General features: G+C 64.4%; 14 protein-coding genes and 2 tRNA genes. 5 read left to right on the top strand and 11 right to left on the bottom strand.

Features of this window, described 5'->3' with window-relative positions:
- Window positions 1-2 precede the first annotated feature (2 nt).
- Window positions 3-1,373: a serine/threonine-protein kinase gene (locus QM797_RS02630; RefSeq protein WP_283273569.1), complete on the top strand. Its 1,371-nt coding sequence runs from the start codon at window positions 3-5 to the stop codon at window positions 1,371-1,373.
- Entirely contained in the window at window positions 1,370-3,307 is a 1,938-nt protein-coding gene (pknB, locus tag QM797_RS02635) for a Stk1 family PASTA domain-containing Ser/Thr kinase (RefSeq protein WP_283273570.1), read from the top strand. Before QM797_RS02630 ends, pknB begins: the two co-directional genes overlap by 4 nt.
- 8 nt (window positions 3,308-3,315) lie before the next feature.
- Here the strand turns inward: pknB and QM797_RS02640 are convergent, their stop codons facing one another.
- Complete coding sequence (locus QM797_RS02640; protein WP_283273572.1) at window positions 3,316-3,957, bottom strand: aminodeoxychorismate/anthranilate synthase component II; 642 nt, start codon at window positions 3,955-3,957, stop codon at window positions 3,316-3,318.
- A gap of 13 nt (window positions 3,958-3,970) precedes the next feature.
- A complete protein-coding gene (locus QM797_RS02645) occupies window positions 3,971-4,714 on the bottom strand; it encodes a DUF881 domain-containing protein (RefSeq protein ID WP_283273573.1) in 744 nt (247 codons plus the stop codon).
- A 202-nt stretch (window positions 4,715-4,916) separates the two neighbouring features.
- Here QM797_RS02645 and crgA point away from each other — a divergent pair, with 202 nt between their 5' ends.
- Both crgA and QM797_RS02655 read left to right on the top strand, forming a co-directional pair.
- Window positions 4,917-5,180 carry a cell division protein CrgA gene (crgA, locus tag QM797_RS02650; protein WP_032378768.1) on the top strand — a complete coding sequence of 88 codons (264 nt, stop codon included), beginning with the start codon at window positions 4,917-4,919 and terminating at the stop codon, window positions 5,178-5,180.
- Between the two features lie 36 nt (window positions 5,181-5,216).
- The gene (locus tag QM797_RS02655) at window positions 5,217-5,702 is read left to right on the top strand and encodes a PH domain-containing protein (RefSeq protein WP_283273574.1); all 486 of its coding nucleotides are present in this window, start codon (window positions 5,217-5,219) and stop codon (window positions 5,700-5,702) included.
- A gap of 104 nt (window positions 5,703-5,806) precedes the next feature.
- On the opposite strand, the gene QM797_RS02660 is transcribed toward QM797_RS02655, so the two are convergent.
- Together QM797_RS02660 and QM797_RS02665 are read right to left on the bottom strand one after the other, a co-directional pair.
- Complete coding sequence (locus QM797_RS02660; protein ID WP_283273575.1) at window positions 5,807-6,736, bottom strand: rhomboid family intramembrane serine protease; 930 nt, start codon at window positions 6,734-6,736, stop codon at window positions 5,807-5,809.
- Between the two features lie 24 nt (window positions 6,737-6,760).
- Window positions 6,761-7,297, bottom strand: a complete 537-nt coding sequence (locus QM797_RS02665) for a peptidylprolyl isomerase (protein WP_283273577.1) — start codon at window positions 7,295-7,297, stop codon at window positions 6,761-6,763.
- Window positions 7,298-7,379: 82 nt separating this feature from the next.
- Between QM797_RS02665 and QM797_RS02670 the strand changes: the two genes are divergently transcribed.
- Entirely contained in the window at window positions 7,380-7,760 is a 381-nt protein-coding gene (locus QM797_RS02670) for a hypothetical protein (RefSeq protein WP_283273578.1), read from the top strand.
- Here the strand turns inward: QM797_RS02670 and QM797_RS02675 are convergent.
- From QM797_RS02675 to gyrA, 7 genes are all read right to left on the bottom strand, one after another.
- Window positions 7,755-9,386, bottom strand: a complete 1,632-nt coding sequence (locus QM797_RS02675) for an alpha/beta hydrolase (protein ID WP_283273579.1) — start codon at window positions 9,384-9,386, stop codon at window positions 7,755-7,757. The two genes, QM797_RS02670 and QM797_RS02675, sit on opposite strands and share 6 nt — an antisense overlap.
- A gap of 131 nt (window positions 9,387-9,517) precedes the next feature.
- Window positions 9,518-10,516 (bottom strand): GGDEF domain-containing protein, encoded by a 999-nt coding sequence (locus QM797_RS02680; protein WP_269601860.1) that lies wholly within the window; start codon window positions 10,514-10,516, stop codon window positions 9,518-9,520.
- A 205-nt stretch (window positions 10,517-10,721) separates the two neighbouring features.
- Complete coding sequence (locus QM797_RS02685; protein ID WP_283273580.1) at window positions 10,722-11,672, bottom strand: acyl-ACP desaturase; 951 nt, start codon at window positions 11,670-11,672, stop codon at window positions 10,722-10,724.
- Between the two features lie 404 nt (window positions 11,673-12,076).
- Window positions 12,077-12,149: transfer RNA gene (locus QM797_RS02690), tRNA-Ala, on the bottom strand.
- 190 nt (window positions 12,150-12,339) lie between these two features.
- Window positions 12,340-12,413, bottom strand: a tRNA-Ile gene (locus tag QM797_RS02695).
- 109 nt (window positions 12,414-12,522) lie between these two features.
- Window positions 12,523-13,887: a DUF3566 domain-containing protein gene (locus QM797_RS02700; protein WP_283273581.1), complete on the bottom strand. Its 1,365-nt coding sequence runs from the start codon at window positions 13,885-13,887 to the stop codon at window positions 12,523-12,525.
- A complete protein-coding gene (gene gyrA, locus QM797_RS02705; protein WP_283273582.1) occupies window positions 13,888-16,431 on the bottom strand; it encodes a DNA gyrase subunit A in 2,544 nt (847 codons plus the stop codon).
- Between the last annotated feature and the right edge of the window lie 48 nt (window positions 16,432-16,479).

Consider the following 16,479-nt stretch of genomic DNA (forward strand, 5'->3'; position numbering starts at 1 on the left):
AGGTGCCATTGAGCAACGGGGCCGTCATCGCCCAGCGTTATCGACTGCTGCGCCTCATCGCCACCGGCGGTATGGGTCAGGTGTGGGAGGCGATGGACAATCGTCTGGATCGCCGAGTGGCCGTCAAGGTACTCAAGGCCGAGTTCTCCGAGGACCCGGAGTTCTTGCAGCGCTTCAGGTTCGAGGCCCGGACCACAGCGCAGCTGAACTACCCAGGGATCGCCGGGGTCTACGACTACGGCGAGACCCGTGACGGTGCAGGCGAATCGCTGGCCTACCTCGTGATGGAACTGGTCAACGGTGAGCCGCTCAACGCCGTGCTCGGCCGCATGTCGAGGTTGCCGCTCGGCCATGCCCTGGACATGCTCGAGCAGACCGGTCGCGCCCTGCAGATCGCACATACGGCCGGCGTCGTGCACCGTGACGTCAAGCCCGGCAACATCCTGATCACCCCCACCGGGCAGGTCAAGATCACCGACTTCGGCATCGCCAAGGCCGTCGACGCGTCCCCGGTGACCAAGACCGGGATGGTCATGGGCACCGCGCAGTACATCGCCCCCGAGCAAGCGCTCGGCGAGGAGGCCACCTCGGCCTCGGACGTCTACTCGCTCGGCGTCGTCGGATACGAAGTGCTCGCAGGCACGAGGCCGTTCGTCGGAGACGGAGCCCTCACCGTCGCGATGAAACACGTCCGCGAACAGCCGGCACCGATGCCGGTCGACCTGCCGCCTGCCGTTCGCGAACTCATCGAGATCACGATGGTCAAGGACCCGGCCACGCGTTATGCCAACGGCGGCGAATTCGCCGACGCGGTCGCCGCGGTCCGTGCGGGTCGCCGACCTCCTGCACCCGGGAACTCCCGCGGCTCGGGCACCGGCCGGGTCATGATGCCGGGCGTCGTGCCGAGTCCGCAGCCGCCGTCGAGCACCCAGATGATGCCGACGTCCCAACGCGAGTACCGCGGACCCGCCACCGGAACGGCTGCCGCAGCTGTACCGGAGCCCACCGGAATGTCGTCGGCCCAGAAGGCACTCGCCTGGGGTGGCGGCGCCCTGCTGCTTCTCGCCATCCTGATCGGCGGTTACGTACTGCTGACCGGGGGCAGGGACGACACGCAGACACCGTTCGTACCGCCGACCACCACGACGCAGCCGGTCACGACCACTCGGACGACCACCGAGCCGACGACGACCACCACCGAAGAAACGACCACCGAAGAAACGACCACAACAACCACCACCACGACCACCGAACCCACCACCACCACGACGAGCCCGACCACGACGTCGGAGGAGCCGACGCAGACGACGACTACTACCCCCCGGCCGCTATTCGAGAATCCGTTTCAGCAAGAGCCACAAGGACAACGATGACGACTCCCCGTACGCTCTCCTCTCGCTACGAGCTGGGCGAGATACTCGGTTTCGGCGGTATGTCCGAGGTTCATCTGGCTCGAGACACCCGACTCGACCGCGACGTCGCCATCAAGGTCCTGCGCGCCGATCTCGCCCGCGACCCCACGTTCTATCTGAGGTTCCGACGCGAGGCCCAGAACGCTGCTGCCTTGAACCACCCCGCCATCGTCGCCGTGTACGACACCGGTGAAGCCGAGACCGAAGCCGGTCCGCTCCCGTTCATCGTCATGGAATACGTCGACGGCGACACCCTGCGCGACATCGTTCGCGGCGAAGGACCCATGCCACCGCGCCGAGCCATGGAGGTCATCGCCGACGTCTGTGCCGCACTCGATTTCAGCCACCGCAACGGCATCGTGCACCGCGACGTCAAGCCCGCGAACATCATGATCAACAACGCCGGCGCTGTGAAGGTGATGGACTTCGGCATCGCGCGCGCCATCGCCGATTCCTCGTCGCCGATGACCCAGACCGCCGCCGTGATCGGAACCGCGCAGTACCTCTCGCCCGAACAGGCTCGCGGCGAGCAGGTCGACGCTCGATCGGACGTCTACTCGCTCGGCTGCGTGCTGTTCGAGATCCTCACCGGAGAACCACCGTTCAAGGGGGACTCCCCGGTCGCCGTCGCCTACCAGCACGTGCGCGAGGATCCCCAGCTACCGTCCCTGGTCAACGACACAGTGCCGCGCGAACTCGACTCGATCATTCTCAAAGCGATGGCCAAGAACCCGGCCAACCGCTACCAGAGCGCTGCCGAGATGCGAACCGATCTGGTTCGCGTTCTCGGCGGTCAACGGCCGAGCGCGCCGATGGTGATGAACGACGAGGACCGCACCACCATTCTGGGGTCGGTCGACTCCCGTCAGGCCGACTTCTCCGGGCGGGACAAGCCCGCTGAGGCCGCCGAAGCATCGCGCCCTTCGCGACACACCGGACCCGACGACCAACCGAAGAACCGACGCGGCCTGAAGATAGCGCTCGCCTCACTCGCGGCCGTGGTCGTCGTCGCGATCGTCGGTGCCTTCCTGTGGTCGCTCGGTCCCGGTGCGGACCCCAAGACCGTCACGGTGCCGACCGTCGTCGGACTGGCCGGGGATGAAGCCCAACGCCAGCTCGAAGACATCGGACTCCGCGTCACGATCCAGGAGAAGCCCGATGCGTCGGTGCCGGAAGGATCTGCGATCGGTACCAATCCGGCGGCCGGGTCGCAGACCGAGTCACCCGGAGCCATCTCGCTCGACGTGTCCTCCGGACCTCAGCAAGTGCAGGTTCCGCGACTGACCGGTCGAACGCAGCAGCAGGCGTCCGACGCGTTGAACGAGGTGGGACTCGAACTCGATCCCACCATCGCCCGCGCACCGTCGACGCCGGAGAACCTCGACAAGGTCGTCGAGCAGAATCCGTCGTCGGGCGTGAGCATGAACGCCAACTCACAGGTGCGCATCACCCTGGGATCCGGACCGGCGCAGGTACGCATACCCAACGTCGTCGGCCAGCTCGTCGACGTCGCACAGCCGAATGTGGAGGGTGCCGGCCTCCGCGTGCAGGTCCAGAACATCGATTCCTCGCAGCCGGTGGGTCAGGTCGTCTCGACCGATCCCGCAGGCGGCACCAACGTCGCCGAGAACACCGTCGTCACGTTGCGGGTTTCCAACGGAGACAAGATCCCGATGCCGGACCTGTCCGGCCTCACCGATGCACAGGCTCTGACGGCACTGCAAACGGCGGGATGGACCGGAACGGCGTCGAACCTGTCGGCGTCGAGGCAGGCGACGCTAGACCCACTGATGGTCGGGCGAATCGTCAACCAGGCTCAGCCTGCCGGCTCCGAGATCAGCAAGACCGACACGATCACCGTGAGCATCGGTGCGTTGGGGATTCCCACCGGCTAGTAGGCAACTCAGGCGAAGGCTTCGGATACCTGAGCTTCGAGCTTGGCGACGAGGCCGGCGTCGGTCGGCATGCCGCAGACGGCGAGCCAGTTGGCCAGCATGCGGTGCCCGCCCTCGGTGAGGATGGATTCCGGGTGGAACTGAACCCCGTGAATCGGCAGCTCGGTGTGCCTCATCGCCATCACGAGACCCGATTCGGTGCGACCGATTATCTCGAGTTCCGCCGGAATGGTGTCTGCACGAACGGTCAGTGAGTGGTACCGAGTGGCGGTGAAGGGATCGCTCATCCCCTCGAGAACTCCGACGCCCGAATGATGCACCAGGCTGGTTTTTCCGTGCAGCAGTTCCGGGGCTTTCTCGACGGTCGCACCGAATACGGCTCCGATGGCCTGGTGGCCGAGACAGACTCCCAGCAGCGGCGTCTTCGCGCGGGCGGCGGCCGACACCAGATCCATCGTGGCACCAGCCCGCTGCGGTGTTCCCGGCCCAGGGCTGAGCAGAATGCCGTCGAACTGGACCGCGACCGCTTCGCGGTCGGTGAGGCGTACGTCGTCGTTGCGCCAGACCTCGACATCGACGTTCAGCTGGCCCAGGTACTGGACGAGGTTGAAGACGAAGCTGTCGTAGTTGTCGACGACGAGAATACGCATGTCGACAGCGTACTCAGCGTGGCTGCGCGTACCGCATGCGCACCGATTCGGTGTAGGCCGGCACAGAGATGTCCGCGGAGGTCGCGACGTCGTAGCGCAGGCCGTAGCGCAGCGCGTACTGCTCGTACAACCGCACGCCGGGCTCGTTCTGCAACGCTGCGCGCAGCCGGTCATGGTCACCGATCGCCGTCATCACGTACGGCGGACTGTATGTCCGGCCGCCGAGCAACAAGGTGTTGCCGATGCAGCGCGGAGCAGACGAGGCCACCAGGCGCTGATCCTGCATCGCGATCGCCGACGCGCCGCCGGCCCACAACGCGTTGAGCACGCTCTGCACATCGACCTGATGGACCACCAGATCGTCGGGCGAGGCGTCGGATGCATATGCGCCGTCGGGACCCCGGGGAGCGTCGGCCATCGTCACGGTCAGTCCGGCACCGGACGCGGCCTCGCGCCCAGCCGCGTCGGCGAGGGAATCGATACGCGCCAACGCATCGGCGACGTCGGTATCGCCGGAGGCGGTGCGCTGCTGGATCGTGTCGACCTGTTGCTCGAGCAGGTCCCTGTTGCCTCGGGCATCCTCGCTGCTGGCACGAGCCGCGTCGACGAGATCGGCGAGACGAGTGGTGTCCCCGCTGCGCAGTTCGGTGCCGTCCGAAATATGTCTGGTGGTACCGAGCAGTAGACCGACGACCGCACACACCGCGACGGCGAGAACCCACCAGCGGGTGTCGGCGCGGGTCGATCGTCGTGTCACGGGTGCTCGCAATTTGTCCGGTGGGTCGGTGCTGGGCTCACCTGGGTTAGCGTGTACAGCAACCGGGTCGGTGACTGTCACGGTCCTCGAGGAGACAATAGCCTGGGGATGCGCGACTCCTGCCGATCCACAGGTTCCCGTCGTCAGTTGTCCACAGGTCGGTCGCAGGACCGACAGCCGTCAAGAACGCGAAGAGGAAGCAATGCCGAAGTCGAAGGTACGGAAGAAGAACGACTACACGATCAACCCGGCGAACCGCACGCCGGTGAAGGTCAACGCCGGACCGTCTCCGGTCTGGTACGTGGTCCTGATGCTGGGATTCATGCTGGTCGGCCTGCTGTGGCTGATCGTCTACTACCTCGCCGCGGACGACATCGCATTCATCGGAAACCTCGGCGCCTACAACTTCTTGATCGGCTTCGGCTTCATGGTCGTCGGGCTCGTCATGACCATGCGGTGGCGCTGACAGTCGAGCGAGTTACACCGATGTCATTCATCCCCAATGTGGATAAACCCTGTGGATAACTTTTCGAACGATCCACAGGGTGTGTACGAAGAGCGCTGGGCAACACCCGTCGTTGCCATCGGAGCACTGGTGGTGGGCGGTTTTGCCCTCGGAATCGGTGCCCTGCTGTCCTCCACCGATGCCGCCGGAACGTTCCTCGTCGGCGTGGCAGCCGTCGGAATGTGGGTGATTGCGGCACTCGCCGCCGCACAGCGTCCCCGCCTGGCCATCACGCGCGACGGATCGCTGACGATGAAACGCCTCGGCGGCGTACGCACGTACTCCCGCGCCGACATCGTGCGCGTCAAAATCGTGCGCTACCCACGACTCGGCCGACGCGTCCCGATGCTCGAACTCGACATCCGCCCACCCGGCGAGGACGACGACCGACTGATCATCTTCGGCAGATGGGACCTCGGCACCGACCCGCGGGACGTATTCGATGCGCTGGACATACACGGTCTGGTGCCACCCAACGCCTGAAAGCCGAGCGGCCCGGGGTACTCGATGTGACGTTCAGTGGCCTTTTCGGGGGTCAATGGCACATCTAGTGGACCTACGGAGGGCCGAAGGCGGACAGGGAACTGTCAGATGCCCATCTGCGCGCGGAGGTCGAGCATTCGCACCGCGATGATGCCGAGGGTCACCAGAGCGACCGCGATCACCGAGATCCAGGCCATGGACACGCCGGCCGAGGTTCGTGAACTTTCCGGCCCGCGGCGTCCGTTGGGGAGAAACACCAAACCCGCGGTGGCGGCAGCACCGGCGACGAGTCCGCCCATGTGACCCCACAGCGAGATGCTGGGGATCGAGATGCTGATGAAGATGTTGAGCGCGATGACGATCAGAACCGGTGCCGGGCTTCGCTTGAGCCTGAGCAGGATGACGGCCTGGGCACCCAGTAGCCCGAATACCGCGCCGGAGGCGCCGGCGGTGAGAGACAGCGGGTTCTCGAACACCATGACCGACGCGCTACCGCCGAGCAGCGACAGGAAGTAGACAGCGAGATACCTGCTGCGGCCCAGGACCAGTTCGACATCGCGACCGATGAGATAGAGCGCGAACATGTTGACCAGCAAATGAATCGGCCCGATGTGAACGAATCCATTACCGATCAGGCGAAACACATCGCCCTCGGCCACGAGCAAACTGTTCAGAGACCACGCCTGAGCCACAGCAGAGCCGGTGAAATTGCTGGTGACATTGCCGGACTGAGCGGCGGTGATGCCGAAGACCACGACGTTGATCGCGATCAGGGCGTAGGTCAACGGGGTCTTGGCAGATCGCGTGACCGGCGCTCCGGCGACAGTCTGCGCAGTGCGGACGTTCTTGTTGCCTTCCCGCACACAATCGACGCAATGCTGACCTACAGCGGCGGCCTGCAGACACTGCGGGCACGCCGGGCGACCGCAGCGGGAGCACGCCAGACCCGTGGGGCGATCAGGATGTCGGACGCACACCGACTGGGGTGGGTTGGGTTGGTCGCCGTACGGGCCACCCCAGCCGGGGTTCGTCATCGTGAATCTTTCTGTGGAACTGGATCAGGCAATCGTGACGCTGTTGATGACGACCTCGTCCACTGGACGATCGCCGCGGCCGACCTGCGTGCTCGAGATCGCGTCGACGACCTTCTTGGACGCCTCGTCGGTGACCTCACCGAAGATGGAGTGCTTGCGGTTGAGGTGCGGGGTCTTGCCGGTGGTGATGAAGAACTGCGAGCCGTTGGTGCCGGGGCCTGCGTTCGCCATGGCCAACAGGTACGGGCGATCGAACGAGAGCTCGGGGTGGAACTCGTCCTCGAACTTGTAGCCCGGTCCACCGGAGCCGGTGCCGGTCGGGTCGCCGCCCTGGATCATGAAACCGTCGATGACGCGGTGGAAGACTGCGCCGTCGTAGAACGGTCCGGTCTTGGCACCCGACGCGTTCTGCGTCGTGTATTCCTTCGACCCGTCCGCGAGACCGACGAAGTTCGCGACGGTCTTGGGGGCGTGATTGCCGAACAGTTCGATGACGATGTCGCCGCGGTTGGTGTGCAGCGTTGCCGTTTGGGTCTTGTTTGGTGAAGTCACGTCCACCATCGTGCCATCTCGAGCGACCGGGTAGTTCACAGGTGGTGTATCAGGAGGGTCGATCGGGGTGCTGTTGTGGAACAGTGAGGGTATGACGAGCACTACGAAAACCGAGCAGGTTCACTCCTCCACCGGCGCGGCGGCATCGACGCTGCTCGGTGCCGCTTCTGCCGTGAGCAAGGGCCCTGCCGGAGTGGGTCTGCTGCTCGCCAAGCGCGGCTACGGTCTGGCACGCAAACAGGCTGCACAGCGCCGCGCCGCGACTGCGGAACGGATCATCGAGGCCAACCTCACCAGGACTGCTCTGACGGTCGAACCGAAGTCGGGAAACAAGCGCCGCGTGCTGGTGTTCGGAGTTGCCGCTGCTGTTATCGGTGGTGTCGTGTTCTACCTCGGCCGTCGTCGAAACGAGGTACCGCCGCCTGCCGACGTTCCGCCGAGCCTGGACGACTACGCCGACGGCTCGTCATAGATACAGAATCTTCTGCAGTAGGTCGAACAGGGCCGGCCTGGTTCTGATCACGGCGTCCTCGCTGCGGTCGGCGACGACAAGGGCGGTGTTGTACCGACTGGTCGATCCTTCGGCAAAGTAGTCGCTGTGACCGATCGATCCGCTGCGACCGTCGGATCCATCGGTCGAGAGCAGCGTGACCCCGTCCAGCGTGCCTGGATCACGGCCGAAGGCACCGAGGTCGGCGACGATGTCGCCGAATGCTTCGCCCGTGAACACGTGTCCGTCGGGTAACCGAAGATCCGAGACCGTGTGCGTGCCCAATCCTGGGGATCCGAGCGCCACGAACTCGTCGGCCCCGGTGTCGGCTCGAAGCGCCGACGCTGCGGTGAGCGACCCGTAAGAGTGGGCAAGCACCGACAGGTGCGGATCGCTCGCACGCGCTGCGTCGAGTCCGTCCAGAAACGGACCGAGCCGATCTGCCCCTGCGTCGGCCGCGATCGCGGACATCACGGTTCGGTTGGGATCGAGTAGGCTCCAGCCGAGCTGGGGGGCCTGGTAGTTCATCCACGTCACGACCGCCGCACTCTCGTCCTGACCTCCTGGAAGCAGTTGCTGCACAGTCGATTTCAATCCGTCCATATCGCCGTCGTAGCTCTCGATGTCGCCGTGCACGGTCGAACCGAGACCAGGTACGAACACGGCCACATGAGTAGCTGTATCGACATCACCCACCGCAACAGCCGCTGTGGTCTCCTCGTACGAAGAGTTGTCCAATACCAAAAGTTGCCGATCTCCCTGCGCCAGTACAGATTCGATCGCAACGAGCGACTCGAGTCTTTTACGCGTCTGTTCCAGCCCCGCATCCGCGTCGCTGAAGATTCCTCCGAACACGTTGTTGTCCAGCTCTTTCCGCAGCTCGGCCTCGGCCGTGAGGAGGCGAACACGCTCGGCGGCCAGAACCCGCCGGTTGGCACTGTCTCGCACTCGACCCGGCAGACCGTCGAGATTGCCGATGAGCCCTGGTTGCTCCACCATCAGCATGGTTCGTACGGCAGGCGAGAGCGCGCTCCAGAACGCGGAATTGGCAGCCGGCGTTGCGCCCGGAGTCACCGAGGCCGCAACTGCGGTCGAGACCTCCATCTCCGGGGTTCCCCCGGCAAGGCGTCGAGCAAGGGTTTCGTCGAAAGCCGTTGCTGTGCTGATCAACTGAGAGATTCGCGCCGCCAACTCCTCACGGAGACCACGGCGGTCTCGCATCGTCGACCACAGGTCCGAAAGCGCTACCGAGTACGACGCGACCGTGTCGGTCACCGAACCGTCGGAGTCGATTCCGAACCGAGATTCGCCGGCCTCCTGCTCCACGGCGCGCAGAGCTGCGATCAGACTCGCCATATCGATAGAGGCGTCGGCGACACAGCTCGCGATCCGAAGCAGCTCATCGGAGGAAGCGCGGACATCGGATCGGACGCCTCTCATCGCCTCTCGGGCAGCGTCAGCGGCCGCACCGACCCATTCGTCGCCGAACACGGCGTCCACGGACGAACCATGCACGACGACCAGTTCGCGCCACTGCCGCATCAGACCGTCGGAGGCAGTGATCAACTCACGGCTGTTCCACGATCTGAACTCGTCGAGTGTGACCATAGTGAATCCCCCGCAGCGTCGTCGTATCCGACGAGTCAACGCGACAGGCGAGTCCCGCTATGAAATCTATCCCCAGCCTGTGGATGAAATCTGGGGATCAAGGCATGCTGGGGATGAGCGTCCTGTGCACGTCACCGCGCGATTCTGTGAACCGGTCCGCTGAAGCCGTCTCCTGGGTCGGTAGGACGGCTGGTCCGAGGCGGCCTGCTCCGCTTCGCCCGGTAGAGATCTGCATCGGCTGCCCGGTAGATCTCACCCCAACGACGACCCGCGGGCATGCACGCCAGGCCGACGCTCCACTCGGCCCGATGGGCACGGCGCAACCGATCGATGATCTGCAAGGCTTCTTTCTCGAGGACCCCGGGCATGAACAACACGAACTCGTCTCCACCGAGGCGACCGAGAACATCTCGTTTGGTCAGCTGCCCTTTCCACGCTTTCGAGACCCGAGTCAGGAGTACGTCGCCCGCGATGTGGCCGTACTCGTCGTTGATCTCCTTGAAATTGTCGAGATCGAGCACCGCCAGGCTGACCGAGAGTCCACGGGCGGCGCAGGCCGGAAGCATCTTCTCTATCTTGGACTCGAAACCGAAGCGGTTGAGAAGTCCGGTCAATGCGTCGTGGGTCGAGAAATACCGCATCCGGCGTGCGAAGACGCCGAACACCTCGGTCGCACCGACAATTCCGAGAGCGACGAGAATATAAGAGATGAACGGTGTCCCGTACGGCGCGATCGCGGCACCGATCACTGCTGAAACAGCAAGCACCGCAACCCAGATGCCGGCGTTGCGCTCGGACCAGAAGGCGCCGATATGCATTCCGAGGAACATCGCGGCCTGCACACAGATCAAGAAGGCAGGCATGGTGTCGCTGCTACCCAACGCACATGCGAGTCCCACCACCGACAGGGCGGTCGCACAACCCACCGCTCGTTTGGGGCTCGGCACACCCGCCCGCACCAGAACCACGATCGCCAGTGGACCCATGACCAAGGCCAGCGCCGCCAGAACCTGCTGGGGGCCGGAAAGATTGGACCACGATGCGACGGCGCTCGCGGCGTACAGGACGGTGGTCACAGCCGCGAATACCGCGAGCATGCGGCCGGACTCGTCGAACCTCGGCCTGCTCACCAGTCGGTGCCGGTTGCGTCGGGCGATGCCTGCTCGTGCTCGTGGCAACGCTCACCGAACCGGACCACACCACTCACCTGATACCCCCCAGGCACCATCGGCCCTCCCCACGCACTACGGCCATCGCCTCACATGACCCAACGATGCCCGGACTCTAACACCTTCGAGGCGCGACCACGATTCTGCGCAGAGGAGACGCAGCAGGTCAGGATGCCTTCTCGGCGCGCGCAGCCTCCCTGGCGAGCAATCGATCCCTGGACTCCTCGAACTTGGTCGCCTTGGACTCCAAGTCCTCGACGAATGCGGCCAGCCGATCGCGATCCCGCTCGCCCTCACCCGTGAAATCGTTGCGCTCGAAGATATTCCACTTTCGCAGCACCGGCATCAGCACTTCGTCCAGATGTTGCCGGAGGTCGTAGATTCCGTTCTTGGCCAGAATCATGGCGTTCTTGCGGAAATTCGGCATGTTCAGGCCAGGCATCTGGAAGTCCGTTGCGACATCGGCGATGGCGCGAACCATTTGATCGGGCACGAGATCCAACGACGCCTCACCCAGGTTCCGATAGAAGATCATGTGCAGATTCTCGTCCGCAGCAACACGAGCCAACATTCGATCCGCCACCGGATCGCCACACGCCAACCCCGTATTACGGTGCGACACCCGAGTCGCCAACTCCTGGAACGTCACGTACGCAACCGAATGCAGGAAGTTTGCCCCGTCCATCGGCGCATCTACGCCAACAGTCATGTGGTGCATCCGAGCCCGCTCCAACTCCACCGGGTCGACTGCACGTGTCACCACCAAATAATCGCGCATGACGATTCCGTGGCGATTCTCTTCCGCAGTCCAACGCCCCACCCACGTGCCCCAGGCACCGTCCAACGAAAAATTGTCTGCCAATCCCCGGTGGTACGACGGCAGATTGTCCTCGGTGAGCAGATTGGTGATCATCGCAGTGCGGGCCAGTTCCGACAGTGACGACTGCTCGAGAGACCAGTCCTCCCCACCCATCGCCGCGAAATTCCGGCCCAGATCCCACGGAACGTAGTCATGCGGATGCCATTCCTTCGCCATCGACAGATGGCGATTCAAGTTGGCTTCCAGGGTGCCGTCGAGTTCGGTCAACAGCTCTTCATGATCGAGAACACGTGTCATCTGCGGGGCTCCTTCGAACATCGAGGTGCCCGAACCGACAATCGATTCGAGGCAGGGGCGAACACCGTCCGCCGAGACAGCTGCGACGGCACACCCCCCTGCGGTGCGCCGTCGCTACTGTTCACGCCGGTCGTGGGACCGACGTTCTTGCACACCGAGAACGCTAGGGACCACGCCCCGATTGCGAAACAGAACAGCCGAGTGTCTGGACAAATGGGCGCCGGCGACGAGCACCCTTGGGTACGGTCACAACCTTCGCGCTCGGCCCGCCTCGGATCCGTCGGCACTCGATGTCACATCTGGTGGCCTTTTCGGGGGTCAATGGCACATCGAGTGGACTTGCGCTGCCGGTGTGGGTGCGGACACGAAAAAGGACGCCCACGAAAGTGGACGTCCTTTTGTTGTGGAGCCTAGGAGATTCGAACTCCTGACATCTGCCTTGCAAAGGCAGCGCTCTACCAACTGAGCTAAGGCCCCGGGTGTTGCGGTTGAACGTGCACGAACATTACACGTTCGATCCGAGCGATCGTCACCCGGTGGAGATACTGTGCCAGACGCCGTCCGAGCTGCGCGTCGAGCGCACCTTCGATACTGTCAGCACTGCGATCACCACCGATGCGACGAGAAGAAGGATTCTCACGTCCTGCCTCTTTTCGTTCGTTCGGTGTGGGCCTAGGAGGACTTGAACCTCCGACCTCTTCCTTATCAGGGAAGCGCTCTAACCGCCTGAGCTATAGGCCCTCATCACTGATTTCGGCCGAAGAATTCCTCTCCTCGAACCGAGGGATGAGATTACCGTATCGGGCCGCTGTCTTCCAAAACGGCCCGATACGGCCACTCGTTGTGCAGGTCAGTCGCGGTCTGCCAGTGTCACTTCGACGCCACCGACCAGGTCCGACGACAGGTTGTAGATGAACGCGCCGATGGTGGTGAGAGCGGTGAAGAGTACGACATTGATCACACCGATCACCGCTGCGTAGCCGAACACCTGTCCGGCGCTGACGAGTCCACCGTCACCGGATTCGTTGACGATCTCGGTGAAAGCACTGTTGAGACGGTCCCAGACGCCCATACCGTCGAGCACGGCGTAGAGCAGGCCGACGGCCACCATCCAGACGAAGAACAGTGACACCGCGATGACGAGCGCGATCTTCAGCGTCGACCACGGATCGATCTTGCGAAGCTGAATGGTCGCGCGCAGTGGGTTGCCGTCCGCGCTGGGCACCGCCGTGATGGCGGCGGGCGCGGCGCGGTCGGCCTGGCTCTGCTCGGGATGCCGGACAGCGGACAGATCGGGCATGTCCTTTGCCAGATCCTTGCGTTCGATATGACGGGTCGGTCCGTCGATCACCGCTGCCTTCGACCTGGCGGCCTCGCGCCGTTCGGTCTTGTCCTCGGTGGACTTACGCTGAGCGGGCTCGGCGGTCGTGCGAGCAGACCGGTCGAACTCGGCATTCGGTGGAAGGGCTGCGCCTCGACCGGAGAGATTGGTCTGCGGCTGGTTCTGGGGCTGGTTCTGCGGCTGCTGACGGTCCTCTGTGCCCTGCTGTGCCGGACGCTGACCGGCACCACGCTGCCACGGCGGCGTTCCCGACCCACCTTGCGGACCCTCGGCAGGCTGAGCAGGCATTGCCTGGGTGGCGGCCGGAGCGGCGTGGTCTTGCTCGCGAGTAGCCGTGGGAACCGATCGACTGGCGCGAGTCGCGTCACCGTCACCCTCGGCCGACCTCTCCGGTGCGTGGGATACCTCGGTGGGTGCCGGGCCCCGCGGCGGAGCCGGACGAGACGGCGGCCCTGCCGGTGCCTGTCGCTGTGGGGGCTGACCGTTTACCGGCTGAGCCGCGGTGGGCTGGCCGGAACCGGGCTGAACCGGCCGAGCGGGCGGGCCCTGGTTGGTCGCTCCCGAAGGAGCCTGCGGCCGGGGTCCCTGAGGTGCAGGGGGTCCCTGAGGTGCAGGCGGCCGCTGCGGGGGCGGGCCCTGTGTCGGTCGTGCCGGGCCGTTGGGAGCACCCTGTGCCGGACGCACCGGCGGGCGGGAGTTCCCCTGGGGAGCCGGCCCGCGGCCGGCAGCGGGTGCCGGACGAGCGGCAGGCTGCGGGCGGCTACCCGGACGAGCTCCCTCAGGCCGCGCGGGCTGCTCGGCCCGCGGCGCGTCGCGGCCGTCCGGTGCGCCGCTGGGGCCGGGCCTGCTACCAGGCCGGTTGGGAGTGCTCACTTACGACTCCTTCGCTGCATCGTCTTCGGTGCCCACAGCATCCGGTTCGATCTCGTCGGCGTTGCGCGCGATCGCGAGCAGTGTGTCGCCTTCACCGAGATTCATCAACCGCACGCCCTTGGTCTGTCGGCCGGCTTTCCGGACCTGCTTGGCAGCAGTCCGAATGACGCCACCACTGGACGTGATGGCATACAGCTCGTCCTCGTCGTCGACGATGAGAGCTCCCACCAGCGTGCCACGCTTGGGGTCGTACTGGATTGTCAGTACTCCCTTTCCGCCGCGGCCCTGCTGCGGATAGTCCTCCATCGCAGTGCGCTTGGAGTAGCCACCCGACGTGGCGACCAGCAAGAACTTGTTCTCACTGACGACGTTGAGCGAGAGCAGCTCGTCCTCGCCGTTGAATCGCATGCCCTGCACACCGGACGTCGCGCGGCCCATGGGTCGCAGCACCTCGTCGGTGGCCGAGAACCGGATCGACTGACCCTGTGCCGAGACGAGCAGCAGATCGTCGTCGGAGGACGCCAGGACTGCGCCGACCAACTCGTCGTCGCCGCGGAGGTTGACCGCCACGATGCCGCCACTGCGGTTGGAGTCGAAATCGGTCAGGCGTGACTTCTTGACGAGACCGCCCTTGGTGGCGAGCACCAGGTAGGGAGCATCCTCGTAGGTCTTGATCTGGATGACCTGGGCGATGCGCTCGTCGGGCTGGAACGCCAGCAGGTTGGCGACGTGCTGTCCGCGAGCCGTTCGGTTCGCCTCGGGCAGTTCGTACGCCTTGGCCCGGTAGACGCGGCCCTTGGTGGTGAAGAACAAGATCCAGTCGTGCGTCGAGCAGACGAAGAACTTGCTGACGATGTCGTCCTGCTTGAGGCCGGCACCCATGACGCCCTTACCGCCGCGCTTCTGCGAGCGGTACAGATCGGTTCTGGTGCGCTTGGCGTATCCGGTCTCGGTGATCGTGACGACCACGTTCTCCCGGGCGATCAGGTCTTCGTCGTTGACGTCGCCGTCGGCGGCGATGATGCGCGTTCGACGATCGTCACCGAATTTCTCGACGATCTCGGCAAGTTCGTCGCGCACGATCTGCCGTTGCCGCTCCGGCTTGGCCAGGATGTCCTTCAGATCGGCAATCGTTATTTCCAGCTCCGCCAGGTCGTCGATGATCTTCTGACGCTCGAGAGCTGCGAGGCGCCGCAGCTGCATGTCGAGGATCGCCTGTGCCTGGATGTCGTCGATATCGAGTAGGTCGATCAAGCCCTGCTTGGCGACATCCACTGTCTGCGACGCGCGAATGAGGGCGATGACCTCATCCAGTGCGTCGAGCGCCTTGACGAGTCCACGCAGGATGTGGGCGCGCTCCTCTGCCCTCCGCAGCCGGTACCGCGTACGTCGAACGATCACGTCGAGTTGATGAGTGACGTAGTACCGGATCATCTGATCCAGTCGCAGGGTGCGCGGCACGCCGTCCACGATCGATAGCATGTTCGCACCGAAGCTCGTCTGCAGCTGCGAGTGTTTGTAGAGGTTGTTGAGCACCACCTTCGCGACCGCGTCCCGCTTGATGGTGACGACGATGCGCATGCCGACGCGATCGGACGACTCGTCGTCGATCTTCGAGATTCCGGCGAGCTTGCCGTCACGCACCTGCTCGTGAATCGACTGAATCATGTTGTCCGGGTTGACCTGGAACGGCAATTCCGTGATGACGATCGTGGTGCGACCCATCGCGTCTTCTTCGATCTCGACGACGCCGCGCATGCGGATGGAGCCTCGACCGGTGGCGTATGCGTCCTGAATCCCCTGGCCACCGACGATGAGCCCGTGGGTGGGGAAGTCGGGGCCCTTGACGCGTTCCATGCAGGCCGCCAGGGTGGCTTCCTCGTCGGCCTCGTGGTTGTCGAGAGCCCAGAACACCGCATCGCCGAGTTCACGCAGGTTGTGCGGAGGGATATTGGTGGCCATGCCGACGGCAATGCCGTTGGAGCCGTTCATCAACAGGTTGGGTACTCGTGACGGAAGGACCGTCGGCTCTTGGGTTTTGCCGTCGTAGTTGGGGATGAAATCGACGGTTTCCTCGTCGATGTCGCGCAGCATCTCCATCGCGAGCGGGGTCAGGCGCGCCTCGGTGTATCGCATGGCGGCGGCACCGTCGTTGCCGCGCGAACCGAAGTTGCCCTGGCCGTCGACCAATGGGTAGCGCATCGACCACGGCTGGGCCAAACGCACCAGTGCGTCGTAGATCGAGGTGTCGCCGTGGGGATGGTAGTTACCCATCGTTTCGGCAACGGGGCGTGCGGATTTGACGTAACTGCGGTCGGGGCGGAAGCCCGAGTCGTACATCGCGTACAACACACGGCGGTGCACCGGCTTGAGACCGTCGCGGACCTCGGGCAGTGCGCGACCGACGATGACGCTCATGGCGTAATCGATGTAGCTTCGCTGCATTTCCTGCTGGATATCGACCGGATCGATCCGGTCTCCACCCTCGGCATTGGTGGTCGAGCCCGGCGGGGGTCCTACCGGCGGTTCGGTGATGTCAGACATACAAATCTCCTCGAGAAACGGTCACCTCCACGCACCGAGTGAACTCGT

The organism is Rhodococcus sp. IEGM 1381, from assembly GCF_030056795.1.
Taxonomy (GTDB): Bacteria; Actinomycetota; Actinomycetes; order Mycobacteriales; family Mycobacteriaceae; genus Rhodococcoides.